The organism is Mesorhizobium sp. P2_F7, from assembly GCF_056403695.1.
Genome location: NZ_JBFUFA010000001.1, coordinates 1,052,592 through 1,077,070, shown reverse-complemented (window position 1 = coordinate 1,077,070; position 24,479 = coordinate 1,052,592). Strand labels below are relative to the sequence as shown.

Annotated in this window: 21 protein-coding genes; 12 read left to right on the top strand and 9 right to left on the bottom strand. The window is 64.1% G+C overall.

Going from position 1 to position 24,479, the window contains the following annotated elements:
• Positions 1-4 precede the first annotated feature (4 nt).
• On the bottom strand, positions 5-1,009 hold the full coding sequence (locus AC1DZ8_RS05020; protein WP_477305061.1) for a glycosyltransferase: 1,005 nt from the start codon (positions 1,007-1,009) through the stop codon (positions 5-7).
• Between the two features lie 124 nt (positions 1,010-1,133).
• On the opposite strand from AC1DZ8_RS05020, the gene AC1DZ8_RS05015 reads away from it, so the two are divergent.
• The 9 genes from AC1DZ8_RS05015 to AC1DZ8_RS04975 all read left to right on the top strand — a co-directional run bounded on the left by AC1DZ8_RS05015 (position 1,134) and on the right by AC1DZ8_RS04975 (position 11,693).
• On the top strand, positions 1,134-2,927 hold the full coding sequence (locus AC1DZ8_RS05015) for a GtrA family protein (protein WP_477400385.1): 1,794 nt from the start codon (positions 1,134-1,136) through the stop codon (positions 2,925-2,927).
• A gap of 99 nt (positions 2,928-3,026) precedes the next feature.
• Positions 3,027-4,376, top strand: coding sequence for a putative bifunctional diguanylate cyclase/phosphodiesterase (locus AC1DZ8_RS05010; RefSeq protein ID WP_477305057.1), 1,350 nt, complete (start codon positions 3,027-3,029; stop codon positions 4,374-4,376).
• Positions 4,377-4,546: 170 nt separating this feature from the next.
• Entirely contained in the window at positions 4,547-5,314 is a 768-nt protein-coding gene (locus AC1DZ8_RS05005; RefSeq protein ID WP_477305055.1) for an SDR family NAD(P)-dependent oxidoreductase, read from the top strand.
• A complete protein-coding gene (locus AC1DZ8_RS05000) occupies positions 5,311-6,279 on the top strand; it encodes a 2-dehydro-3-deoxygalactonokinase (protein WP_477305053.1) in 969 nt (322 codons plus the stop codon). Before AC1DZ8_RS05005 ends, AC1DZ8_RS05000 begins: the two co-directional genes overlap by 4 nt.
• Positions 6,276-6,917: a 2-dehydro-3-deoxy-6-phosphogalactonate aldolase gene (locus tag AC1DZ8_RS04995; protein WP_477305051.1), complete on the top strand. Its 642-nt coding sequence runs from the start codon at positions 6,276-6,278 to the stop codon at positions 6,915-6,917. Before AC1DZ8_RS05000 ends, AC1DZ8_RS04995 begins: the two co-directional genes overlap by 4 nt.
• A complete protein-coding gene (locus tag AC1DZ8_RS04990) occupies positions 6,917-7,792 on the top strand; it encodes an SMP-30/gluconolactonase/LRE family protein (protein ID WP_477305049.1) in 876 nt (291 codons plus the stop codon). The genes AC1DZ8_RS04995 and AC1DZ8_RS04990 overlap by 1 nt, the downstream gene beginning before the upstream one ends.
• 96 nt (positions 7,793-7,888) lie before the next feature.
• Complete coding sequence (locus AC1DZ8_RS04985) at positions 7,889-9,154, top strand: hypothetical protein (RefSeq protein ID WP_477305047.1); 1,266 nt, start codon at positions 7,889-7,891, stop codon at positions 9,152-9,154.
• A gap of 134 nt (positions 9,155-9,288) precedes the next feature.
• Positions 9,289-10,356 carry a D-alanine--D-alanine ligase family protein gene (locus tag AC1DZ8_RS04980; RefSeq protein WP_477400382.1) on the top strand — a complete coding sequence of 356 codons (1,068 nt, stop codon included), beginning with the start codon at positions 9,289-9,291 and terminating at the stop codon, positions 10,354-10,356.
• 92 nt (positions 10,357-10,448) lie between these two features.
• Entirely contained in the window at positions 10,449-11,693 is a 1,245-nt protein-coding gene (locus AC1DZ8_RS04975) for a low temperature requirement protein A (RefSeq protein WP_477305043.1), read from the top strand.
• A gap of 110 nt (positions 11,694-11,803) precedes the next feature.
• Here AC1DZ8_RS04975 and AC1DZ8_RS04970 read toward each other — a convergent pair whose 3' ends face one another.
• From AC1DZ8_RS04970 to dnaK, 6 genes are all read right to left on the bottom strand, one after another.
• On the bottom strand, positions 11,804-12,091 hold the full coding sequence (locus AC1DZ8_RS04970; protein WP_477305042.1) for a DUF1330 domain-containing protein: 288 nt from the start codon (positions 12,089-12,091) through the stop codon (positions 11,804-11,806).
• Between the two features lie 25 nt (positions 12,092-12,116).
• Positions 12,117-12,818, bottom strand: coding sequence for an orotidine-5'-phosphate decarboxylase (pyrF, locus tag AC1DZ8_RS04965; protein ID WP_477305040.1), 702 nt, complete (start codon positions 12,816-12,818; stop codon positions 12,117-12,119).
• The gene (locus AC1DZ8_RS04960) at positions 12,815-13,405 is read right to left on the bottom strand and encodes an NADPH-dependent FMN reductase (RefSeq protein WP_477305038.1); all 591 of its coding nucleotides are present in this window, start codon (positions 13,403-13,405) and stop codon (positions 12,815-12,817) included. Before AC1DZ8_RS04960 ends, pyrF begins: the two co-directional genes overlap by 4 nt.
• A 45-nt stretch (positions 13,406-13,450) precedes the next feature.
• Positions 13,451-14,056 carry a phospholipid N-methyltransferase PmtA gene (gene pmtA, locus AC1DZ8_RS04955; RefSeq protein WP_477305037.1) on the bottom strand — a complete coding sequence of 202 codons (606 nt, stop codon included), beginning with the start codon at positions 14,054-14,056 and terminating at the stop codon, positions 13,451-13,453.
• A 138-nt stretch (positions 14,057-14,194) separates the two neighbouring features.
• Complete coding sequence (gene dnaJ / locus AC1DZ8_RS04950) at positions 14,195-15,325, bottom strand: molecular chaperone DnaJ (RefSeq protein ID WP_477305035.1); 1,131 nt, start codon at positions 15,323-15,325, stop codon at positions 14,195-14,197.
• 222 nt (positions 15,326-15,547) lie between these two features.
• A complete protein-coding gene (dnaK, locus tag AC1DZ8_RS04945) occupies positions 15,548-17,464 on the bottom strand; it encodes a molecular chaperone DnaK (protein WP_477305033.1) in 1,917 nt (638 codons plus the stop codon).
• A 300-nt stretch (positions 17,465-17,764) separates the two neighbouring features.
• On the opposite strand from dnaK, the gene AC1DZ8_RS04940 reads away from it, so the two are divergent.
• The 3 genes from AC1DZ8_RS04940 to AC1DZ8_RS04930 all read left to right on the top strand — a co-directional run bounded on the left by AC1DZ8_RS04940 (position 17,765) and on the right by AC1DZ8_RS04930 (position 21,840).
• Positions 17,765-18,748, top strand: coding sequence for a Bug family tripartite tricarboxylate transporter substrate binding protein (locus AC1DZ8_RS04940; RefSeq protein ID WP_477305031.1), 984 nt, complete (start codon positions 17,765-17,767; stop codon positions 18,746-18,748).
• A gap of 7 nt (positions 18,749-18,755) precedes the next feature.
• On the top strand, positions 18,756-20,726 hold the full coding sequence (locus AC1DZ8_RS04935; RefSeq protein ID WP_477400378.1) for a tripartite tricarboxylate transporter permease: 1,971 nt from the start codon (positions 18,756-18,758) through the stop codon (positions 20,724-20,726).
• Positions 20,727-20,835: 109 nt separating this feature from the next.
• Entirely contained in the window at positions 20,836-21,840 is a 1,005-nt protein-coding gene (locus AC1DZ8_RS04930; RefSeq protein ID WP_477305027.1) for a Bug family tripartite tricarboxylate transporter substrate binding protein, read from the top strand.
• 17 nt (positions 21,841-21,857) lie between these two features.
• Here AC1DZ8_RS04930 and AC1DZ8_RS04925 read toward each other — a convergent pair whose 3' ends face one another.
• Together AC1DZ8_RS04925 and AC1DZ8_RS04920 are read right to left on the bottom strand one after the other, a co-directional pair.
• Complete coding sequence (locus AC1DZ8_RS04925; protein WP_477305025.1) at positions 21,858-23,330, bottom strand: class I adenylate-forming enzyme family protein; 1,473 nt, start codon at positions 23,328-23,330, stop codon at positions 21,858-21,860.
• Positions 23,331-24,383, bottom strand: coding sequence for a thioesterase domain-containing protein (locus AC1DZ8_RS04920; protein WP_477400375.1), 1,053 nt, complete (start codon positions 24,381-24,383; stop codon positions 23,331-23,333). It lies immediately after the preceding gene.
• Positions 24,384-24,479: the final 96 nt, after the last annotated feature.

The window sequence follows — 24,479 nt, the reverse complement described above, 5'->3', positions numbered from 1 at the left end:
GGCCTCAGGCTGCCCGGGGCGTCTTGCCCGGTTCGGCCGTCGCGGTTTCATTGGTACGCTCGCGCCGTTCGACCCGGCCCGACGGCACCGAGAGATAGAAGATGCGCTTCTGCTCGGCGCGTCCGCGCGAAACCGAATCGAGGATCAGTCCGGTCACCATCGCAAGCATCGACAACAGCAGCAGGCCGACCGACAGCACCCAGGTCGGCATGCGCGGCACGAGGCCGGTCTGGGCGAACTCGATCAGCACCGGCGTCATCAGGGTAAGGCTCGATGCCAGGAAGAAAATCGCGAAGGCGCCGAAGAAGCGCAGCGGCTGCGTCTCCTTCATCAGCATGGCGAACATCCACAGGATCCTGGCGCCGTCGCGATAGGTCGACAGCTTCGACGACGATCCCTCAGGCCGGCGGCCATAGTCGAGCGCGATCTCGCTCACCGGCAGCTTGAGCTGCGAGGCATGCACCGACATTTCGGTCTCGATCTCGAAGCCGCCGGAAACGGCGGGAAAGCTCTTGACGAAACGCCTGGAGAAGACGCGGTAGCCGGAGAAGATGTCGGTGAAGTCGGTGCCGAACAGCCGCTTGTAGAGGCTGTTGAAGATGCGGTTGCCGAAGGCATGGCCGGAACGGCCGGCATCGTCGGTAACGCCGCGCCTGGTGCCCACCACCATGTCGCAGCGCTCGGTCTGCAGGATGTTGATCAGCTGCGGCGCATCTTCCGGCGAATAGGTGCCGTCGCCGTCGGCCATCAGATAGATATCGGCATCGATGTCGGCGAACATGCGCCGCACGACATTGCCCTTGCCCTGGCGCGGCTCGCGGATGACGATGGCGCCGGCCGCGCGGGCCTTTAGTGCCGTCAGGTCGCGCGAATTGTTGTCATAGACATAGATCGTGGCCGACGGCAGCGTCTCGCGAAACCCCCGCACCACCTCGGCGATGGTCAATTCCTCATTGTAGCAGGGCAGGAGCACGGCAATGGCCGGCTCGTGGCGGACTTCGTGCGGCATTTCCGTCTCCCGATGCCCGGCGGAGCCTCCGGCCGCGCTCAAATGCGGCCTCGCTCAGGCGACTTTACTATTTATTGAAGCTGTTAAGGCTAGGTTTAAGTCGAGCTTCTTTCCGACAAAGGCCATGACGATGAACGCAGCCAAGGCGGGTGCTTCCTCCTGGAAGTCCGATATGACGCTGGCGCTGCTTGCCATGCTGGTGGCGCTGGCCGTCAATGCCACCACCGGCTTTCGCGAATTGAGCAATGCCGGCGGCGACAATGACAGCTTGCTGCGGCTGGTCGAGGTTCGCGACATGCTGGCCGGCCAGGGCTGGTTTGACCTGCATCAGTACCGGATGGGGCCGGAAGGCGGCTTCGTCATGCACTGGTCGCGGCTGGTCGATGCGCCGCTCGCCGCCATCATCCTCGCCGCCTCGGCGCTGACCGGCAGCACGGCCATGGCCGAGGCGATCGCACAGGTGCTGTGGCCGGCGCTGCTGTTTTGCCTGGCGGTGTTCTGCCTCGCCCGCGCGGCGCGCAGCTTCGCCGGCGCCGGCGCCGTACTGCCCGCCATCGTCATCGGCGCGGCGGCACTGCATTTCATCGGCATCTTCTTGCCGGGTGCGCTCGATCATCACAATGTCCAGCTGATGCTGACCATGGCCAGCCTCAGCCTGCTGCTCGAGGCGCCCACGCACCGCTGGGCGGCGCTGATTTCGGGTCTGTGCGCTGCACTGACGCTGGCCGTCGGCATGGAAACCGCGCCCTATGTCGCCACCATCGGCGCCTGCGTCGCCTTGCTGTTTGTCGTCGATCCCGGTGGCGAGCTTCGGATCGCAAGGGACTTCGGTCTCGGTTTCGCCGGAGTCTCGGCGCTCGTCTTCGTCACCACCATCCCGCCATCGGCCTGGGGCCAGGCGCAGTGCGATGCCTTCTCGGCAGTGCAATTCGTGGTGGCGGCAGTCGCCGGATTGGGCCTTGCCGTCGTGACGTCGCTCAAGCTGTCCAATGGCACGGCCAGCCGCCGCCTGATCTCGCTCGGCCTGCTCGCGCTTGTGCTGGCCGCCGTCGTCGTGGCGCTGTTCCCGCAATGCCTTGCGGCGCCCTACGCAAACCTCGATCCGCGCCTCAAGGAATTGTGGCTCGACCACATCGATGAGGCACAGTCGCTGTTCCATATCGCCGTCAACGAACCGGCCTCGCTGGCGGCGCGCTATGTCACGCCGCTGGTGGCGATCCTGCTGATGGCGCTTCGCCTGCGTGGACCCTGGCGCCGCCAGGACAGCCTCGTTGGTGCCTTGCTGGTCGCCGCCTTCATCGTCAGCGTCTGGCAGGTCCGTGGCTCGACATTCTCGATCGCCCTGGCCGTCATCCCGCTGTCGGCCTGGATCGCAAGCTGGCGCGAACGGGCCAGCATCAGCCCTTCGCGCAGCGTGTCGCTGCGCATGGCGGCAGTCTGGCTGGTGTCTGTGAATGCCGTCTGGGCCGGCGCTGCCGCCGCCACCTCGAGCGCATTCGAGGCCGACAAGGTCTCCGCTGCGGCCAAGGACGCCGATCCGGCCTGCACGCGCAAGGCCTCCTTCGCGGCACTGGCCGGGCTGCCGGACACCACGGTGCTTGCGATTTCCAATCTCGGCTCGCCCATCCTGGCCTATTCCGGCCACCGTGTCTTTGCCGGCCCCTACCATCGCAACATCGCCGGCGACCTGCTTGCGCTCGATGCCTTCCTCGGGTCGGCTGAGCAGGCCAAGGCGATCGTGGCGCAGCACCATGTCGGCCTGGTGGCCCTCTGCCGCGGCAGTGCCGAAACCAAAGTGCTCGCCGCCAAGGCGCCGCAAGGCTTCCTGGCCGGGCTGATGCAGGGAAGCGTCCCCGATTGGCTCGAACCGGTGGCCGAAACGCGCGGAAACCCGGTCGAACTCTACCGGGTCCGCTAAAGCATCATTCGCTAGCGAAAAATCGATTTCGCGATACGGTTCCTAAACGCTTTGCTGCCAGTCTCAGCCTAGATTTCGCACGTCAAAACAGGGATACCGATGCAAACGACGTTTGGCACCGGGCAGGCAAGCAGGGAAAATACCGATCTGGCGTTCACCGACACGCTGACCGGGCTTGGCAACCATCGCCGCTTTTTCGACAAGGTCGACCGCCTGATCAGCGACCGCGCCGACGATCCCGCGCCCTTCACCGTCGGCATTCTCGATCTCGACGGTTTCAAGCCGATCAACGATCTGTTCGGCCACAAGGCCGGCGACGACATATTGATCCAGGTGGCGATGCGGCTGCGCGCCTCGATGGACAGCCACTCCACCGTCTGCCGCATCGGCGCCGACGAATTCGCCTTTCTCTATCCGATGGTGTTCTCGGAGGAAGCCGCGGCCGAGAAGTCGCGCATGATGATCGAAATTCTGTCGGCGCCTTATGATGTCGGCGAACGCACCGCCAGGCTCTCGGCCTCGGTCGGCTGCTCGCTGTTCTATTCCGGCGACGAAACCACCGAAATCCTCGTCCACAAGGCTGAAACGGCGCTGTACCACGCCAAGCGTTCGGGCCGTGGCCGCGTCGTCGTCTATACCCGTGAAATGGAAGAGGCGGCCAAGCGCGTCACCCGTATCGAACAGGCGCTGCGCCGCGCCGTCTCGGCCGGCGAGGTGGAACCGCATTTCCAGCCCATCGTCGATCTCAACACCCGCCGCACCATCGGCTTCGAGACGCTGGCGCGCTGGACCGATCGCGACCTCGGCGTCGTCCCGCCGACAGTGTTCATTCCCATCGCCGAGGAGCGCGGCATCATCGGCCCGCTGTCGCAGCTGGTGCTGCGCAAGGCGACCGAAGCGGCGCGCAGCTGGCCGAAGGACCTGTTCCTGTCCTTCAACCTGTCGCCCTCGCAGCTCGTCGACCAGAACACGGGCCTGCACATACTGTCGATCCTCGATCGCACCGGCTTCGATCCGCGCCGGCTGGAGATCGAGATCACCGAAACCGGCCTGATGAACGATCCGGCCTCGGCCGAGAAGATCGTCGAGGATCTGCGCCGCGTCGGCATCCGCGTCTCGCTCGACGATTTCGGCACCGGCCAGTCCTCGCTCGGCCGTTTGCGCGAGTTCCATTTCGACAAGCTCAAGATCGACCGCGCCTTCGTCTCCTCCATCCTCGACGACCGTCCGTCGGAGCACATCATCCGTGCCATTCTCGCCATGTGCGAAGGCCTCGGCATGGACGTCGTCGCCGAAGGCATCGAGGAGGAAGCGCAGGCCGACCGTCTTGTTCAGTTCGGCTGCGCCGGCGGGCAGGGCTATCTGTTCGGCAAGCCGGTCGATGCCGACGCCACGCTCGGCTACCTTCGCGATTCCTATCGCGGGGCGCTTTACGCCAAGGCAATCTGACCGGGCGCCCCGCCGCATCGAGTGGGTAGAGGTTCCTGCCTTGGGCAGGCCTGGTCCGATGTCTTGCGTCCTTTTGTCTGACATAAGGCGACGAAATCACCGTTTTCGCCCTTGCTCCCCGGACTTGGCTGGCTAGGATGCGCGCCGACCGGGACCGGGAGAGAAAAAATATGATGCCATCGGCGGACTTTGCCGACCTCAGGGGCGCCTCGGTGCTGATCACCGGCGGCGGTTCCGGCATTGGCGCGGCATTGACCGAGGGTTTTGTCCGCCAGGGCGCCCATGTCGCCTTCATCGACATCGCCGATGGTCCAAGCACGCTGCTCGCCGATCGCGTCGAAAAGGAACTCGGCCGGCGGCCGCTCTACCTCAAGACCGATCTGCGCGACGTCGAGGCGCTGCGCGCTTCGGCCGCCAAAGCGGCTGAGGCGCATGGCGACGTTACCGTGCTGATCAACAATGCCGCCTGGGACGAACGCCATGATGTCGCCGACGTCACCGTCGAGTTCTGGGACAACAACCTTGCCATCAATCTGCGCCCGCACTTCTTCACCGCACAAGCAGTGGCGCCGGGCATGAAGCGGGCCGGCGGCGGCTCGATCATCAATTTTACCTCGACCTCTTATCTCATCAACCACCCCGACATGCCGGCCTACACCGCCGCCAAGGCTGGCATCCTCGGTCTGACCAAGGGTCTTGCCGGCAAGCTCGGTGTCGACGGCATTCGCGTCAACGCTGTTGCGCCGGGCTGGGTGATCACCGATCGTCAGCGGGAACTCTGGGTCACCGAGGAGAGGCTTGCCGCCCATGTCGCCAAGCAGTGTATCAAAGAGGTCATGCAGCCCGACGACATGGTCGGCACCGTGCTGTTCCTGGCTTCGGACGCCTCGCGTATGCTGACGGCTCAAATGCTGATCGTCGACGGAGGGTTCCTGTGAGCCCAGCAAGTCAAAATTCAACAAGCAAAGCGCCGGCCGTCGCCGCCGTCGACTGGGGCACGACCCGCATGCGGGTCTGGCTGATCGACGAGGCGGGTGGGGTTCTGGCCGAACGCCGCGGCGATGACGGGCTGATCACCGCCCAGCAAAAGGGGTTTGCCACCATCCTTGAGGGCCATCTGGCGGCGCTCGGCGCGCCGGCTTCGTTGCCGGTCATCATTTGCGGCATGGCAGGCTCCCGCCAAGGGTGGCTGGAGGCGCCCTATGTCACCGTGCCGGCGCCGATCGGCGCGATCCTCGCGGGCGCCGCCCGCATTCCTGGCCTCAGCCGTGACATCCGCATCGTGCCTGGACTGGCGCAGCGGCTGGCCGATGCGCCGGATGTGATGCGTGGTGAGGAAACCCAGCTGGCTGGCGCCGGTTTGCCGGCTAATGGACGCCATCTCGTCTGCATGCCCGGCACCCATTCGAAATGGGTGCTGGTCGAGGATGGCGCGGTCGATGGCTTCTGCACCTGGCCGACCGGCGAGCTGTTCTCAGTGCTCGCCCAGCATTCGATCCTGCGCCATTCGCTGGGCGACAATCCGAAGCCGGTCACGCCAGACAATCCATTCTTCCAGGACTGGTGCCGCAAGGCGCTGGCCGAAGGTGGCGACGTCACTTCGCGGCTGTTTTCGATCCGCGCCGCAGGTCTGTTGCAGGACCTCAAGGCCGACGATGCCGCCGCCTGCCTGTCCGGCCTGCTGATCGGCGGCGAGATCGCTTCGGCGGGCCGCCGTTACGGCGAAAGCGCCACCGCCATCGTGCTGGTCGCCTCCGGCGCGCTTGCGGCTCTATATCGGCAGGCGCTCGACCTTGCCGGGCTTGCCGTCAGGACGGTCGACGCCGATGAGGCGGTGCGTGCCGGCCTGATCGAGGCCGCGCGGGAAAATGGCATGATTGCCAGAAATGGAGTGACCGCGTGACCCAGACCGCACCTTTTCCGAAACTCAAGCGCGGCCTCGTCGCCATCCTGCGTGGGCTGAAGCCTTCCGAGGCTGTTGCCATCGGCCAGGCATTGTTTGATGCCGGCATCGAAGCCATCGAAGTGCCGCTCAATTCGCCCGAACCGTTCGTGTCGATCTCAAGCATTGTCGCGGCTTTGCCCAAAACGGCGCTGGTCGGCGCCGGCACGGTTCTGACGGCGGCCGATGTCGACGCCTTGGCCAAGGCGGGCGGTAGACTGCTGGTCAGCCCCAACATCGACGCCGATGTCATGGCCCGCGCCATGCATCATGGCATGGTGACGATGCCCGGCGTGTTCACGCCCACCGAAGCTTTTATGGCGATCCGGCTTGGCGCTTCGGCGCTGAAATTCTTCCCGGCAAGCGTGCTCGGTCCCGGCGGCATTTCGGCGATGCGCGCCGTGTTGCCGGCCGACACCGTGGTGGGCGCCGTCGGCGGCGTTTCGGAGAAAGACTTTGCCGGCTACAAAGCCGCCGGGGTAACCGCTTTCGGCCTCGGCTCCAGCCTGTTCAAGCCAGGCATGAGCGTCGATGAGGTGGCGACGCGCGCCAAAGCCGCGGTGACGGCTTGGGATGCGGCATTCGGCGGAGAGGCGTGATGGAAAACGTTTCGGTCTTTTCGGACTATGTCTGTGAGTTGGGCGAGGGTCCGAGCTACGATCCCGCCACCGGTGCGCTGTTCTGGTTCGACATCGTCAACGGGCTGTTGCTGGAGCAGGGCGTCACGTCAGGCGCATTAAAGGTCCATAAGCTCGGCCAGATGGCCAGCGCCATCGCCATCATCGACGACAAGCGCCAGCTGATCGCCACTGAAACCGGCCTGCAGGTCCGCGATGTGACGACCGGAAAGCTTACGCTGCACACGCCCATCGAGGCCGGCAACGCGCTGACGCGCTCCAACGATTCGCGTGTCCACCCGTGCGGCGCCTTCTGGGTCGGCACCATGGGCAAGGGTGAGGAGAAGGGTGCCGGCGCTATCTACTGGTTCTTCAAAGGCGAGTTGCGCACACTTTACACCGGCATCACCGTGTCGAACTCGATTTGTTTCTCGGAAGACGGGACAATCGCCTACTACACCGATACTTCGATCGGCCTTCTGATGCGCGTCGCCTGCGATCCGGCGACGGGCCTGCCGGTCGGCGAGTCGAAAGTGTTCGTCGACCATCGCTCGTCGAAAGGCTATGTCGATGGCTCGGTCGTCGACCGCGACGGCGTGCTGTGGAATGCGGTCTGGGGCGGCAAGGCGGTCAAGGCCTACTCGCCCGACGGCACATTGTTGCGTGAAATTGCCATGCCGGCGGGGCAGTCCTCGTGCCCGGCCTTTGTCGGCGCCAAGGCCGACCGGCTGGCGGTGACCTCGGCCTGGAAAGGCAAGGACGACAAGCAGCGCAAGCTCGACCCGCAGGCCGGCATGACCTTCCTGCTCGACATCCCCGTCAACGGCCGTTTCGAGCCGCGCGTGCTGATCGCCTGACGTCTCGGTGCCGGTCCTTAGGTCTCGGGCAACTATACTGGCAAGTAGAGCGCTGCGTGTGTTGAACTGCTCCCGAGGTGAGAGCATTGTCCATCGATGGTCATGTTCGCGCACTGGTTGAGAGCCGCGGCCTCGCGCCTGTACGCAAGGTCGCTCCTGGCCGGCCTCTTCTTGGCAGTGGCTGCATCCGGCGCGGGCGCGTCGGGCCAACCGTCACCGCAACTGTGTATCGTCCCGATTACCAACGGCCAGCCAACGGAAGCGGACGGGGGAGACGCCTGGCGGATGGTGTTCAGGGTTGTCATGCTTCCGGACATTCCTCGGCCAATCATCTATCCGTCCAACCGCTCGGGAGTATGGACGATAGATGAGACAGGCAGCTATGTGCGGTTTGGCGGCAAGTTCCCATCCAACGAAATTCATGATCGCTTCGCGCGCGACCCCGCTACGAAGCGCGTCGTTGGAACAAACGGATTCGACGGCCTGTTCAAGATCGATGCGGGCGCGACGCGCTTCGAGCAAATCGTTGTGGGCAAAGAGGTCTCGTTGGACCGTCCCGGAACTCCGACATTCGTTCCGCGCCTCGACGGACTTGTTGTTCCCGGTTCAACCGGACTCTACCTTCTCAACCGCCAAATGCACCTGGCCATGTTGCCGGTCGACGCTCCCTCAGTTCATCCCGGGCCAAGCCAGGTCTTCGACCTGCCTCAAATCAACGCCCTGCTGATAAGTGCCGGGGACCGTGTTTTTCTGCGCTTCGATGACGGCAGGCTCGTCCTCATCGCGACCTTGGAAAATTGGGACTTTGTAACTGGCACCGCGGTGGGATCGAACGGCACCTCGATCGCGATCAAGACTTACTGGAACGAGTTCGCCGTGGAACTGCCCCCAAGGCACGTAGGCGGCACCTTCGAAGAGCCGGTTGATGCGCGCCTGGTGCGTCCACGGCCACAACCCGTTGCCAGCAATTTTTCGGAAGGCAGGGCTATCAGCGTCGCGGGCATCGGGAAGACCCTGGTGTGGAAACCAACAGGATTGTGGGAGCGAGATGGGGATCGCCTTACCCCTATCGCTTTGCCGTTCGATCCGGCAAGGCAGACCCTCACGGATGTCGCCGAGTTCCCATCATTGAAGGTAGTGGTAATCTTCTCCCATGCGGGGATTTTCACTCTCGATGCCGAGGCGCGCGTAAGCGAGGTGCCTGGCGGCCGCAACGCCGTTGGTCCAGGCCCCATTAGAAGCGAAGGCATCATCCCTCTTCGCAACGAGATGATCGTCCTGGGCAACAATGCGCTTCACCTGTTGGCAAAGAGTGAAACCTTAGGGCGCAACGGCTGTCTTTCGGCCACCGATCGTTCCTGAACCTTCATCTCCACCCGCGGTCCGAGTCGTCGAGGCCTTGTTACGCAATCGCCCGGACCAGTCGGTTTCCCGCAAGCCGATTGTCTCGGCCGTGCGATGCTGGCGCACGAATTTGAAATAGAGCGATGCATCAGATGCCGCAAAAAAAACCGACCCTGATCCTCGTCCGCGAGCCGGAAAAGGCCTGTCTCGATCGTCTCGTTGCGGATGGCTTCCCCGCCGAACGTGCGCTCGAAATCTCGTCCTATCTGGCGCAGTCGACCGATATCGCGCCTGAATTCAATGAACTCGCGGCGGCTTGCGAGCGGCGCAGCCTCGCTTTCATGCCGGTCGAACTCGACGATGCGGCGACGGTTCTGGCGAAAGCCGATCCACAGACCACGCTGGTCTGGACGCTGACCGACGGCATCGCCTATTTCCGCGGTGCCGCGGCGCCCACGCTCGCTCGGCTGAATGGGCTTAAAACCATCGGCGCCGACGATGCGCTGTTTGCGCTCTGCCAGGACAAGTTCCGCTCCGGCGCCGTGCTCGGCGCGCTCGGCCTGCCGGTGCCGCAGGCCGGCCTTGCCCGCGACGGCCGCTGGCTGGCCGAGCCGGTGGCCTCAGAAGCCGGCTGGTTCGTCAAGCCGAACCGGCTCGGCTCCAAGGTCGGCATCTGGCCGGATTCGCACTGCTACGAGCTGGAGCACGCGCTGGAACTTAGCCGGCGTGTTTATGCTGCCTATCGCGATGATGTCGTCGTCCAACCCTATGTCGCCGGCCGCAACGTGCGCGCCAGTTTCCTTGGCCTCGAGCCGGGAACCGGCGCGGAAGCGCTCGGCATCGTCTTTGTCGACTCCGGCGGCGATTTCCAGACCATGGCCGACTCGATGGCGCTTTACGGCGACACCGGCGAGGCCGCCAAGGTTGCCGGGCTCTACAGCGAGCCGGTGCTGGAGCCGGTCGCCGACAGCCAGCCAGCAGCCGCGGCAACCATCCGCCGCATCGCCGAACGGCTGGTCAGCGGGCTTGGCCTGCGCGACGTGTTTTCCATCGACTTCCGGGTCGAGGCCAACGATCACGTCCACCTCATCGAATTCGAGGTCTGCCCCGGCCTGCCTTGCTTCGATTTTCGTGCCTATTGCCGGCAGCAATGGGGCATGACGCTGGCCGATGCGATGGCCGCAACAGCTGCGAACCGGCTGAACGGAAAGGCCAGCTAAGAAGCCCGCGCGCATCGGCGCGATGGGCTCAGCCTTGACGGCTTTTGGTCGACCTTTAGTCTCGCGCAACAGTCCTCAGCGAAGGTCGCGCGATGAACACGCCAGCGAGTTCCCTCCACCATCATATCCGGCGCATGGCCGGGCGCGACCCGCATGAGGTCCATCGTGTTGCCACCCCGCTCGAGCTGCTGTTCGACCTGACCTTCGTCACCGCCTTCAGCCTTGCCTCGTCGCAACTGGCGCATGCCGTGGCCGAGGGCCACTATGCGGCGGCGCTGCTCGGCTTCGGCTTTGCCAGCTTCGCCATCTGCTGGGCCTGGATCAACTTCTCCTGGTTCTCCTCCGCGTATGACACCGACGACTGGGTTTTCCGTCTCGTCACCATGGTGCAGATGATCGGCGTGCTGGTGCTGGCCATTGGCCTGCCGCGCATGTTTGCCTCCATTGAGCATGGCGAACACCTCGACAACTCTATCATGGTGCTGGGCTACGTCATCATGCGCGTCGCCATGATCTTCCAGTGGCTGCGCGCGGCGCGGCAGGATCCCGCCCGGCGGGGCGCCTGTTCCACCTACGCCATTGCCATCGCGGTGGCGCAGATCGGCTGGGTGGTGCAGATCCTGGTCGATTTCTCGCTGGCGGCGAGCCTGGCATTCGGCGCGGTCCTGCTTCTCATCGAGATGGCCGGGCCGGTTGTTGCCGAGCGCAGGGATGGCGGCACGCCATGGCATGCGCATCACGTCGCCGAGCGCTACAGCCTGTTCGCCATCATCGCGCTTGGCGAAGGGGTGGTCGGCACGCTGGCGACATTGTCGGCCGTGGTCGAGGAGCAGGGCTGGAACGTCGATGCGGCGCTGGTCGGCATCGCCGGCATGGGGCTCACCTTCGGCATGTGGTGGGTTTACTACATGCTGCCTTCGGCGCCGGTGCTGCACCAGCATCGCAACCGCGGTTTCGTCTGGGGCTATGGCCAGATGCTGACCGTCGCTGCTATCGTCGCCACCGGCGCCGGGCTGCATGTCGCGGCCTATTTCATCGAGCACAAGGCGCATATCGGTCCGCTGGCGACCTTGCTATCGGCCGCCATTCCGCTGGCCGTGTTCCTGGGCGCGATCTATGCGCTGCATTATTACCTCGTGCGGCGCTTCGATCCCTTGCACATCTGGCTGCTGGCGGGCACCGCCGCCATGCTAGCCTTTGCTGTCATCGCCGTGCTTGCCGGCGTCGACATGGCGGTCTGCCTCGTCATCCTGACGCTGGCGCCGGCCGTCAGCGTGGTCGGCTATGAGATGCTGGGGCACCGCCATCAAGCGGACGTGCTGGCGACGCCACACTAGAGCAATTCCAGGAAAAGTGTGTAGCGGTTTTCCGTCCGGAATTGCGTAAGAACAAATACTTAGAGCGGTTCAGCGATTCCGTGAACCGCTCTAAGCGGCGCGTTCGCGCGTCAGATACCCTCGACCAGCACGATCTCGCCGTCGGCCACTTTCTGGCGGATGGCGACGGCGCGCTGGTATTCCGGCGAGTGATAGCAATCATGCGCCACGCTGAGCGATTCGAACTCGATGATGACGTTGCGGGCGCGGCCCTGACCCTCGGCCTTTTCGTGCTCGCCGCCGCGCGCCAGGAATTTCGCGCCGAAGCGGTCGAAGGCAAGTTTTGAGGCCGCGACATACTCCTTGTAGCCCTCGGCATCGCGCACATCGACGCGGGCGACCCAATATCCCTTTGGCATTCTCTTTCTCCTGGTTCGAAAAATGTCAGGCGGAGCGCATTTCTTCTAGAATAGCTTCCGCCGCCGCGCGCCTGTCGCTTGCCGCAACGATCGGGCGGCCGACGACGAGATGGCTGGAGCCGTTGCGGATTGCCTGGGCCGGCGTCACCACGCGCTTCTGGTCGCCATGGTCGCTGCCCTTGGGCCGGATGCCGGGCGTTACCACCGCCAGATCAGGTCCGACGATACGCCGCACCGCTTCCGCCTCCTCGGCCGAGCAGACGACGCCGCCCATACCGGCATGCAGCGCCTGTTCGGCGCGCCGCAGCACCAGCGTGTGCGGGTCGTATTCATAGCCGGCGTCGATCACGTCCTGCTCGTCCATCGAGGTCAGCACGCTGACCGCCAGCAGGCAGAGATCGCTGCCCTTGGCGGCCTCCACCGCCGCCCGCATCGCCTTGGGATAGGCGTGGATGGTGAGCATGGTCATGCCCATACGCACGATGTTCTCGACGCCCTTGGCCACCGTGTGGTCGATGTCGAGCAGCTTCATGTCGAGGAAGATCTTGGTCCCGCCGCTGGCCAGCTCCCTGGCGAAGTCGAGCCCGCCGGCGAAAGCCAGCTGATAGCCGATCTTGTAGAAGGAGACGACGCCCTCGAGTTCGCGCACCGCCTGCTCGGCTTCCCTGACAGTCGGCACGTCGAGGCCGACGATCAGCCGGTCCCGCATTGTGGTCGCGTGGATCATGCCCGGGTCGACAGCATATGCGAGGTTTCGATCAGCGTGCGGCATAAATGCTCCATCGATTTGTTCAGTCTCACATCCCTGAAATTGCCGTCGGCGTCGAAGGCACTGGCGCCATCGGCTACCGAGCATTCCGGCGTCACCACTTCCGCCTGGCAGCGTACCAGCACGGCGCGCAGATGGTTGATGCAGCGTATCCCGGCGAAATGTCCGTTGGAAGACGAGCACAGGCCAGCGACCTTGCCGGCAAACGGCCTGAACGTGCGGCCGCTATCCGTGCGCACCCGGCTTACCCAGTCGATCGTGTTCTTGAGCAGCGGCGGGATCGAGCCGTTGTATTCGGGCGTCGCAATCAACAGCCCGTCATGGGCGGCGATCAGCCGGCCGAGCTTCACGGCATTGTCGGGAACGCCTTTTTCCTTTTCGAGGTCTTCGTCCAGGATCGGCAGCGGATAGTCGGCCAGCGAAATGCGCGTCACCTCGGCGCCCTGCATGGCCAGTTCCTTCTGCGCCACATCGGCGGTCCTGCCGCTGAAGGCGCCGGTGCGCAGCGACCCGGCAAAGACGAGGATTTTCGGAATTACTGCCATTGGCCAACCTTGTCCCGGGACAGGTACAGCCGCCGGCAACTCAAATCAATGCGCCTCGCGCCGGTAGATCCATAGCTGGGTCGGCGGGATGTTGCGGATGATGAAGTCGAAATGCTTGACCGTGTAGTCGCCGCGGCCGGGCGGGATCGGCGACAGCGGCCCGTAGGTCAGCTGCACGATCGGCCGCCCCACCGGGATGCGGTCGAGCAGGCTTTCGATATAGGCGATGCGCTGTGCCACAGGGAAGTTGAGCAGCGGCACGCCGGAGACGACGGAATCGAACACCAGGTCACGCTTGTCGCCGAGCGTCGCATTGAGATTGAAGGCGTCGCCTTCGATGACGTTGACGCCGGGATAGAGCTGGCGCAGGTGGCGTACGAAATCGGTGGAATATTCGACTGCGTAGAGGTTTTCGGGCTTCACGCCCAAGGCAAGGATCTGGCGGGTGATGACGCCTGTGCCGGGGCCAACCTCAAGCACCGGCAGGCCGGATTTCGGATTGACGATGGAAGCCATCTTGCGCGCGGTGATGGAGCTTGTCGGCACGATCGAGCCGACGGTCTTCGGCTTGTCGATCCAGCCTTTGAAGAATTTGAGTTCGTCGTCGAACTTTTCCGCCAGCGCCTTCCGCAATCCCGGACCACGTGCCATGCAAGTTCTCCTCAGCCACCCCCCGAATGCTACTTAGCAGCTAACAGGTCCAAGGCAAGGCGCGATCTGGCATAAGATGTTGATGACGTTCGGGAAGCGCCTGGGCGTGTTCACCTGCGCCGGCCGCATACGAGACAATCAATGCTCGCCGAATGACTCGAAAAAGTCCTTCATGCGGGCGAAAAAGCCGCTCGATTGGGGCGAATTGTCTTTTGACGACAGCTGCTCGAACTCTTCCAACAACTCACGCTGGCGCCGCGTCAGGTTCTGCGGTGTTTCGACCGCGGTCTGGATGTAGAGGTCGCCGACATTGGGCTGGCGCAGCACCGGCATGCCTTTGCCCTTGAGGCGGAACTGACGGCCGTTCTGCGTCCCTTCCGTGACCTTCACCTTGGTCTGGCTACCGTCCAGCGTCGTCACCTCGAAGGAGCCGCCAAGGGCGGCCGTCGTCATCGAGATCGGCACCTTGCAATAGAGGTCGGCGCCGTCACGCTGGAAGAATTCGTGCGGCTTGACCGCCAGGAAAATATAGAGATCGCCCGACGGGCCGCCGCGCAGGCCGGCCTCGCCCTCATTGGCAAGCCGGATGCGGGTGCCGTCCTCGATGCCGGCCGGGATGTTGACCGACAGCGAGCGTTCTTCGGTGACGCGGCCCTGGCCGGCGCATTTCGGGCACGGGTCCTTGATCGTCTGGCCGCGGCCCTGGCATTGCGGGCAGGTGCGCTCGATCGAGAAGAAGCCTTGCGTTGCCCGCACCTTGCCGTGGCCATGGCACATCGAGCAGGTCACCGGCTGGGTGCCGGGCTTGGCGCCGCTGCCTGAGCATTCCGTGCATGAGATCGAGGCCGGCACGCGGATCTGCGCGGTTTTTCCGGCAAACGCCTCTTCCAGCGTGATTTCCATATTGTAGCGCAGGTCGGCGCCGCGCTCGCGGCCGCCGGAAGAGCGGCGCTGGCGCCCACCCATCATGTCGCCGAAAATGTCTTCGAAGATATCGGCGAAGCCGCCGGCGCCAAAGCCTTGCGCGCCGCCATTCATGCCGCCCTGCTCGAAGGCGGCGTGGCCGAAACGATCATAGGCCGCGCGCTTCTGCGGGTCCTTCAGCGTCTCGTAGGCTTCGTTGATTTCCTTGAACTTGTGCTCGCAGGAGTGATCGCCGGGGTTGCGGTCGGGATGGAACTGCATGGCGAGCTTGCGGAAAGCGCTCTTGAGCTCCTTGTCGTCCGCGCCCTTTTGCACGCCCAGCGTTTCGTAGAAATCAGCTTTCATTTTTTCCCGCAGCCCGGATGCTCAACGTCTTGATGCATGTTGCGTCGTTTGCCGGCACGTCGTCTCGATTTAGGAGCGGTGCTGCCCGGATGCTAGGGCTGGCGCGGACTTGTTTGTGTTTTTCGGCGACTTTTTCGGCAGGCCCCGCACTTTTTTCAGCGAGGGTTGCAAAAAAGCCCGGCTTTGCGCCGGGCTTTCTGCACTATCTTGCCGTCAACCGGTTCAGGCCGACTTCTTCTTGTCGTCGTCTTCGTCGATTTCTTCGAAATCGGCGTCGACCACGTCGCTATCCTTGGCGGCGTCCGCCTTGGCGTCGGCTTCCGCCGCTTCCTTCTGCGAGGCCTCGTACATCGCCTGGCCGAGCTTCATCGAAGCTTCGGCAAGCGTCTGCGACTTGGCTTCGATGTCGGCCGCGTCGTCGCCTTCGGCGGCGGTCTTCAGGGCTGCGATCGCATCCGATATCGCCGTGCGCTCGGCCTCCGAGACCTTGTCGCCATATTCCTTCAGCGACTTCTCGGACGAATGCACCAGCGCCTCGGCCTGGTTGCGGGCCTCGACCACGGCGCGACGCTTCTTGTCAGTCTCCGCGTTGGCCTCGGCGTCCTTGACCATCTTTTCGATGTCGGCGTCCGAAAGACCACCCGAGGCCTGGATGCGGATCTGGTGCTCCTTGCCGGTGCCCTTATCCTTGGCCGAAACGTTGACGATGCCGTTGGCGTCGATGTCGAAAGTGACCTCGATCTGCGGCACGCCGCGCGGCGCCGGCGGGATGCCGACCAGGTCGAACTGGCCGAGCGCCTTGTTGTCGGCGGCCATTTCACGCTCGCCCTGGAAGACGCGGATGGTCACGGCCGACTGCGAGTCTTCAGCCGTCGAGAACACCTGGCTCTTCTTGGTCGGGATCGTCGTGTTGCGCTCGATCAGGCGGGTGAACACGCCACCCAGCGTCTCGATGCCGAGCGACAATGGCGTCACGTCGAGCAGCAGCACGTCCTTGACGTCGCCCTGCAGCACGCCGGCCTGGATGGCGGCGCCGAGCGCGACGACCTCATCCGGGTTGACACCCTTGTGCGGCTCCTTGCCGAAGAACTGCTTCACGATCTCCTGGATCTTGGGCATGCGGGTCATGCCGCCGACCAGAACCACTTCGTCGATCTCGCCAGCCTTCAGCCCGGCATCCTTGAGCGCCGCCTTGCAGGGCTCGATGGTGCGCTGGACGAGGTCGTCGACCAGCTGCTCGAACTTGGCGCGGGTCAGCTTCAGCGTCAGGTGTTTCGGGCCGGTCGCGTCGGCGGTGATGAAGGGCAGGTTGATTTCGGTCTGCGTCGTCGACGACAGCTCGATCTTGGCCTTTTCCGCAGCCTCCTTGAGGCGCTGCAGGGCCAGCTTGTCGTTCTTCAGGTCGATGCCCTGTTCCTTCTTGAACTCGGCCGCCAGATACTCGACCAGGCGCATGTCGAAGTCTTCGCCGCCGAGGAAGGTGTCGCCATTGGTCGACTTCACCTCGAACACGCCGTCGCCGATCTCGAGCACCGAAATGTCGAACGTGCCGCCGCCAAGGTCATAGACGGCAATAGTCTTGCCATCCTTCTTGTCAAGGCCGTAGGCGAGTGCCGCTGCCGTCGGCTCGTTGATGATGCGCAGCACTTCGAGGCCGGCGATCTTGCCGGCGTCCTTGGTGGCCTGGCGCTGGGCGTCGTTGAAATAGGCCGGAACGGTGATGACCGCCTTCTCGACCTTCTCGCCGAGATAGGCTTCCGCCGTTTCCTTCATCTTCTGCAGGATCATGGCCGAGATCTGCGAGGGCGACTGCTTCTTGCCGCCGGCCTCGACCCAGGCATCGCCATTGTCGCCCTTGACGATCTTGTAGGGGACAAGCTTCTTGTCCTTCTCCGTCACCGGGTCGTCATAGCGGCGGCCGATCAGGCGCTTGACCGCGAAGATGGTGTTTTCAGGATTGGTGACCGCCTGGCGCTTGGCCGGCTGGCCGACGAGACGTTCGCCGTCGCCGCTGATGGCGACGATGGAAGGCGTCGTGCGCGCGCCTTCCGCATTCTCGATCACCTTGGGTTCCTTGCCATCCATGATGGCGATACAGGAGTTGGTGGTGCCGAGATCGATACCGATTACTTTTGCCATTTTTCTAGTCTCTCCGCTAAGCAGGCTCTCAGGACCCGTAAGGCGTTCCGACGAAAGCCCCTGTTCACAAGAAATCCCGTTTGGCGACCGGTGTTCCGCCGCCGCAGGGCTGGCGCGTATATAAGAACAGGCGGCATCGGGCGCAAGCATTCTGCGCATGGCGTCCACTATGCGTCTTCTGGCGCCAAATCGCCCCTCCGTCGGGGCGGAAGCGGTCGAGCGGACAGCATTGTGGACGAAAAGGCCGCTTCTCATCGTTTTTGCCGCAGCTATAGTGCCATAACGTTTGGGGAATGGATGATGCGTTGGATTTTTGGGCGATTGCTCGCCCTTTTTGCCGTTGCCAGCCTCTCATGGGTCACTTGCCCGCCGGCCCAGGCGGTCGAATTCCAGACAATCACCATCAAGGTCGGCTATGGCGCGGGCGGCGGCTATGACCAGACTTCGAGGCTGATTGCGCGTCATCTCGGCCGGTTTCTGCCCGGGCAGCCCAACATCATCGTGCAGAATGTGCCGGGTGGCGGCAGCCTCAAGCTCACCAAGATGCTTGTCGGCAGCGAGCCGGCCGATGGCAGCGTCATCGCCTCGATCAGCGAAGCGATGTTCTACGCCCCGATCCTCGATCCCGAAAACGCAACCTTCGACCCGCTCGCCTTGCAGTGGATCGGCTCGCTGGTCGACGATCCGGCCTATTGCCTGACCACCAAGCGCTCCGGCATCGACACGATGGAAAAGTTCCTGCAGTCGGATTTCCTGATCGGATCGACGGGCAAGAACAGCACGACCTATATTTTCGCCGCCCTTGCCAAAAACGGCATGAAGGCCAGCTACAAGATCGTCACCGGCTTTGAGGGGACCGCCGATATCGAGCTGGCCATGCAGCGCGGCGAAATCGCCGGCATGTGCGGGGTCTCGAGCTCGCTGCTCAGGAGCGATCGCGATGCGATCAACATCATCGGCATGTTCGGACAGGGCGGCAGCGTGCCGCGCCTCACCGAAAGTATCGTCGATCCGACGGCGCGCCAGGCCGCCGACCTCATCGAATCGGCTTTGCACATCCACCATCCGCTGGTTGCCCCGCCGGGAACGCCGAAAGAGACCGTCGACGCGCTCCGCAAGGCCTATGCGGAGATGGCCGCGGACCCGGATTTTCTCGCCGACGCCACCAAGCTTGGCGACCTGACCATCAAGCCGACGTCCGGCGAGGCGATTAGCCAGCTGGTCGCCCGACAATTGAAAGCCACACCTGCGGTCTTCGCCGCCGCCCGGGAACTTGTGAAATAGGCCTCCAGTGGATTTGATCATTACCGCCATCGCCGAGATGGCGCAGCCATTTCGCATGCTCATGCTGGTCACCGGCGTGTTCGCCGGCCTTGTCGTCGGTGTCGTACCGGGCATTGGTGGCCTGTTCGCCATGGCCCTGCTCATCCCGATGACCTACAATATGGACCCCTTTGCCGCCTTCGCGCTGCTGCTCGGCATGGGTTCGGTCACCACCACGTCGGACACCATTCCGGCCATCCTGTTCGGCGTTCCGGGCTCGGTCGGTGCCGCGGCAACCGTGCTTGACGGCCATGCCATGGCCAAGAAGGGCGAAGCGGCACGCGCCTTCGGCGCCTCCTATTCGGCCTCGATGATCGGCGGCGTGTTCGGCGCGCTGGTGCTGGCGGCGGCAATTCCCGTCATGCGCCCGCTGGTGCTCTACCTCAAGACGCCGGATTTTTTCGCCATCTGCGCCTTCGGCCTCTCCATCGTCGCCATCCTCGCCGGCAGCCAGCCGTTGAAAGGTCTGGCGGCGGCGATGCTCGGCATGCTCGCCTCGTTCATCGGCATAGACAGCATTGCCGGCATCGAGCGCTGGAGTTTTGGCCAGATCTACCTCTGGGATGGCTTGCCGATTTCGCTGGTCTTCCTCGGCCTGTTCGGCCTGCCCGAACTCGCCTCGCTGCTGTTGCGCGGCTCCATCCAGGGCAGTGCCGAGCGGCCGACCTATGCCGGCATGTGGCAAGGCATCAGGGATACGCTGCGCGAATGGCCGCTGGTGCTGCGCTGCAGCGCCATCGGCTCGCTGCTCGGCGCCGTGCCGGGCATCGGCATCGCCGTGCTCGACTGGATCGCCTATGGGCATGCCTCGCGGCGGCCGGGACCGGGACCGAAATTCGGCCAGGGCAATGTGCGCGGCATCATTGCGCCGGAGAGCGCCAACAATGCCAAAGAGGGCGGCTCGCTCATCCCGACCATCGCCTTCGGCGTGCCGGGCTCGGCTTCGATGAGCATCCTGCTCGGCGCCTTTGTCATCCACGGCCTTGTCCCTGGCCCCGACATGCTCGGCAAGAACGCCGCGATCACCGTGTCGATGGTGTTGTCCATCGCCGTCGCCAACATCGTCGGCGCTGTCACCTGCCTGCTGTTGACCAGGCAGCTGGCCCGTATCGCGCAAGTGTCGGCGGCGATCCTGGTGCCGCTGGTGGTCACCTTCATCGTCGTCGGCGCCTACCAGACCAATATGAGCGCCTTCGACTTCCTGCTGGTGATGCTGGTCGGCGCGGTCGGCATGGCAATGAAGGAACTCAACTGGCCGCGTTCGGCCTTTTCGCTCGGCTTCGTGCTTGGCCCCAGTCTCGAAAACTATTTCTTCCTCGCCTACCAGATTTCCGGCTGGGCCTGGCTGAAGCAGCCGCTGGTGCTGATCCTGCTTGGGCTGGCCATTGCCGGCGTGGTCAGGCAAACGGTGTCCTGGATCAAGGCCCGCGGCAATGCGGGCGCACTCCCGCCGGCATTGCCCGATATCGCCGCCAGCGGTGCGTTGACGCTGCTCGGTTTGGCGGCCCTGGTCACGGCACTGCTCGACTTTCCCTTCGAGGCCGCCATCTTCCCGGCCATCACCGCCGGCCTGCTGACGCTGTTTTCCTTGCTGACCACCGTCCAGACCGTGCTGCGCTGGCGAAAGCCGGTCCCCGCCATCCGAGCCGATATGACGCCGGCCGGCGAATGGCAGCCTTCCGATGGGCCGGCGATAAAGGGCAATCTCACCGTGCTTGGCCTTTGCCTGGCGCTCGCCTTCCTGGTCCTGTTGGCCGGCCACCTCACCGCCAGCTTCGTCTTTGTCGCCGGCGGCATCTGGATGCTCGGATCGCGGTCGCCGAAGATGGCGCTGGCTGTCGCCGCGGGCACGACGCTTTGTATCTATGGGGTGTTCGATCTGCTGGCGTCGCAGCCCTGGCCGGCGCCCTGGCTGGCCGGTCTTTTCAAAGCCTTTTGAAAGACAGCCCGCTCGTACAGGGCGGCGAACCGGCGAGCCTTATTTCGTGCAGGCGCTTCCCATCGCTTTCCCCACCGCTATGATATCGGCGGGCTTTTGGGGGTGCGACATGAACTGTCCGACGGTTGTGCGGCTGCCGCGCGTTTTTCTGCTTGGCTTGGTCTGGGTGCTCGCCGGTTTGGCGGCAGCGCAGGCTGTTGAATTCAAGACGGTTACCATCAAGGTCGGCTATGGGGCGGGCGGCAACTATGATCTGTCGTCGCGTCTCATCGCACGCCATCTCGGCCGCTTCCTGCCTGGCCACCCCGATATCGTCGTCCAGAACGTGCCCGGCGGCGGCAGTCTCAAGCTCACCAAGATGATGCTGGGCAGTGAGCCCGCCGACGGCAGCGTCATCGCCTCGGTGAGCGAGGCGATGCCGTTCGCGCCGACATTCGATCCGGCCAACGCCAATTTCGATCCGCTCACCATGCAATGGATCGGCGCGCTGTCGTCCGAACCTTGCCTGTGCGTGACCACCAAGGCTTCCGGCATCGACACGGTGGAAAAATTCCTGAGCCAGGAGTTTCTACTCGGTGCCTCAGGCAAGAACAGCCTGAGCTACATCGCCGCGGCACTGGTGAAGAATGGCCTCAACGCCAAATTCGGCATCGTCACTGGCTTTGAGGGCTCGGCCGACATCCTCGTCGCCAGCCAGCGCGGCGAGCTCGCCGGCCTCTGCTCACTGCCCTACTACGGCATAGCCGACAAGCTCGACCAGTTCACCATCCTCGGCACGATCGGTCCAGGCACCGTCGCGGCCGCGCCGACGCTTCCGCGTTTCTCCGACCAGATCAAGGATCCACTGACGCGCCAGGCGGCCCAGTTCATCGAATTCTCGCGCGGCTTCTATTTGCCGTTGATGGCGCCGCCCGGCATTCCGCACGACACGCTCGACGCGCTGCGCAAAGCCTATGTCGACATGAGCAAGGATCCGGATTTCCTGGCCGATGCCGTCAAAATGGGTGGCATCACCGTCGACATCACGCCGGGCGAGGAGATAGCGGCGCAGGTGGCGCAGGAGCTCAAGGCGGATCCGGCGGTCTTCGAGGCTGCCAGAAATCTCCTGAAGTAAGCTTTTGACGTAAAAGCCTACGGTTTGGCGGCAGCCGGCGACAGCGTTTCGACAAGGCTGCGGCGCAGCAGCTTGCCATTGTCGCTGTAGGGCAGCGAGCTCACCAGCCTGACCTCGCGCGGCCGCCGGTCGGGCGAGATGTTGGCGCGCAGAAAGGCCTCGAACTCGGCCACGCTGCCTTGGTCGGCGACGATGAACGCAGCGATCTCCTGGCCCATCATCGCATCGGGGAAGCCGGCGACCGCGACATCCCTGACCTTGGGATGGGCGCGGATGAGCTTCTCCAGTTCCTGCGGCGCGACATTGACACCGCCGCGCACGATCATGTCGGCCTCGCGGTCGACAATGGTCAGGAAGCCGTCGTCGTCGAGGAAGCCGATGTCGCCGGGAATGCCCCAGCCGGCACCCATCACCTTGGGGTCGACGAACGGCTTGTTGCCTGCCGACACCACCGCCGAAACCATGGTCGACGTCCAGGCCTTGATCAGGCCGCTCTCGCCCTTGCCAAGCACGCGCCCATCCGCATCGAGAATTTCGACACGCACATCGGCAAACGGACGCCCGGCGGTGCTGGGCTTGGCCAGCACGTCGGCGCCCGACAGCGTGGTGATGCCGCCGGTCAGGCTCGACGCATAGTTGATGCGATAGCCCGGCGAGAGATTGCGGTAGGCCGCCAGCTTGTCTTCGACGGTCGCCGGGCCGCCGATGCTGAAAAGCACCGCCAGGTCCGGCAGCAGCCGGGTCGAGCGTTCGCCCACTTCACGCACCAGTCTCGAAATGACGGGCGGCGGCAATGCCGAGCCGCTCGCCTGGAATGACAACAGGCCCTCGATCAGTTCGGACGGCGTGAACAGCGGCGGAAAGAAATTGATCGTCCCGCCATGGCGCAGATAGCTGAACACCTGGTGGCGCGTCGCCGAATAGGACATCACCATCGGGGTCAGCAGGCGCATCACCGTCCCGGTCAGTCCGCGCCGGTGCCCCGTCACGCGCCCGGCAAGCGCCTCATGCGACTGCAGATAGCCTTTCGGATCGCCGGTCGTACCGGACGAGAACATCAGGAAGGCCGGATTGCTGTCGTCGCCAACCGGGCCGGAACTAGGCTTGGGCGAGGCGTGCTTCCAATCCTGCTGGAAGGCGACGCCCGGATAGACATCATCACCGGGCGGGCTGCGGCTTTCGAGGATCAGCGTCAGGACGAAGTCGCGCGCAAACTGCGCCCGTTGGCTGCGCGGCGCACGAAAGTCGGCAATCGAAACCGTGGCGCCGAGCTTCCAGCAGGCGAGGATCGACAGCACCACGTCGATGTTGCCGATCATGGCCAGGCCGACGCGATCGCCGGAGCGGATACCGAGCGCGCTGAAATTGGCGGCGAGATGGTCGATCTGGGTCAGGGCCTGTGCATAGGTGATCTGGTCGCGGCCGCTGACCATTGCCACGCGGTCGCCATGGCCGGCGAAGGCAGCCACTACGTCGCGGCCAAAACCCATCTAGCGGACCGGCATTCCGGCCGGCGCGCGTCTGGCGTCGAGGAAGGCGATGATGGCGGCGTCGATCGCGTCCATGTTGGCGGCGCGGAACTCGTCATGCGTTCCCGGCATGACGACCGTTTCCACCCTCGTATTCTCGCTCGCCCAGCTCTTGTACTGCTCGACCGTGGTGGCGCTCCATTCTGAGCTGGCGATGACCAGTATGTCGCAAGGGTAGGAAGACGGTGAAAAACCCGCGGCAGCGCGCACCAGCATGCTCTTGAAGGCTTTCTGCCTGGTGTGGCGACCGAGCCTCGACTGCCCAAGCCCAATCGCCGCAAGACCATCGCGCAGCGCCCGCCAGTAGACGACCTTGCGGGTTATCTGGCGCCGCCTTTGCGCGGTCATGCGGTTGTCGGCCATCGGCTTCAGCCAGGCCGAACCCAATGGCGGCGGGTCGATCAGCAGCAAGGCCGGTCGCTCGCCGGTCGCCTCATGGGTCAGCCGCCCGACTTCGATCGCCAGCAGCCCGCCGAGGCAGATACCGCCGATGATGCGCGGATGCTGGCCGGTGGCCGAGCTCAAGCCGTCGAAATAGTTGGCGCTGATTTCCTCGACGCTGTCATAGGGCGTCTCGCCGGGCTCGAGGCCCATGCCGCGCACGGCGATGACCGAATAGCGCTGCTTCAGCGCCTTGCCGAAGCGGTTGGCAAACAGCGCCGAACCGGAAATGCCATGGATCATGGCGATCGGCTCCTGGCCGTGGCTGCCGGAAACCTGCACCGCCAGCCGCCGCGCCGGGTGCTCGGGCAGTTGCAATGCGATCAGTCTGCCGAATTCGCGCGGTGTCGGCGCTTCCAGCAGCACCGAGGTCTGCAGCTTCACGCCGAACCGGCTCTGCACCGCAAGGACAAGGGTTTCGGCGGCCAGCGAATCGCCGCCGAGGTCGAAGAAATTGTCATCGAGGCCGACCGAGGCCAGCTGCAATTCTTGCGCAAAGATGCCGGCAATCGCCTGTGCAGGCCCGCTGCCCAGTGCGGTTCGGCCTGGCCGGATGGTGTTATGCATATTCATCGGCAAGCCCTTGAACCGATGGAATCGCCGTTGCCGGCAACAAGGCATCCCCTGAATGCCTGTCCGCTTTTAACCTACAGCCTATGCGTTGAACAA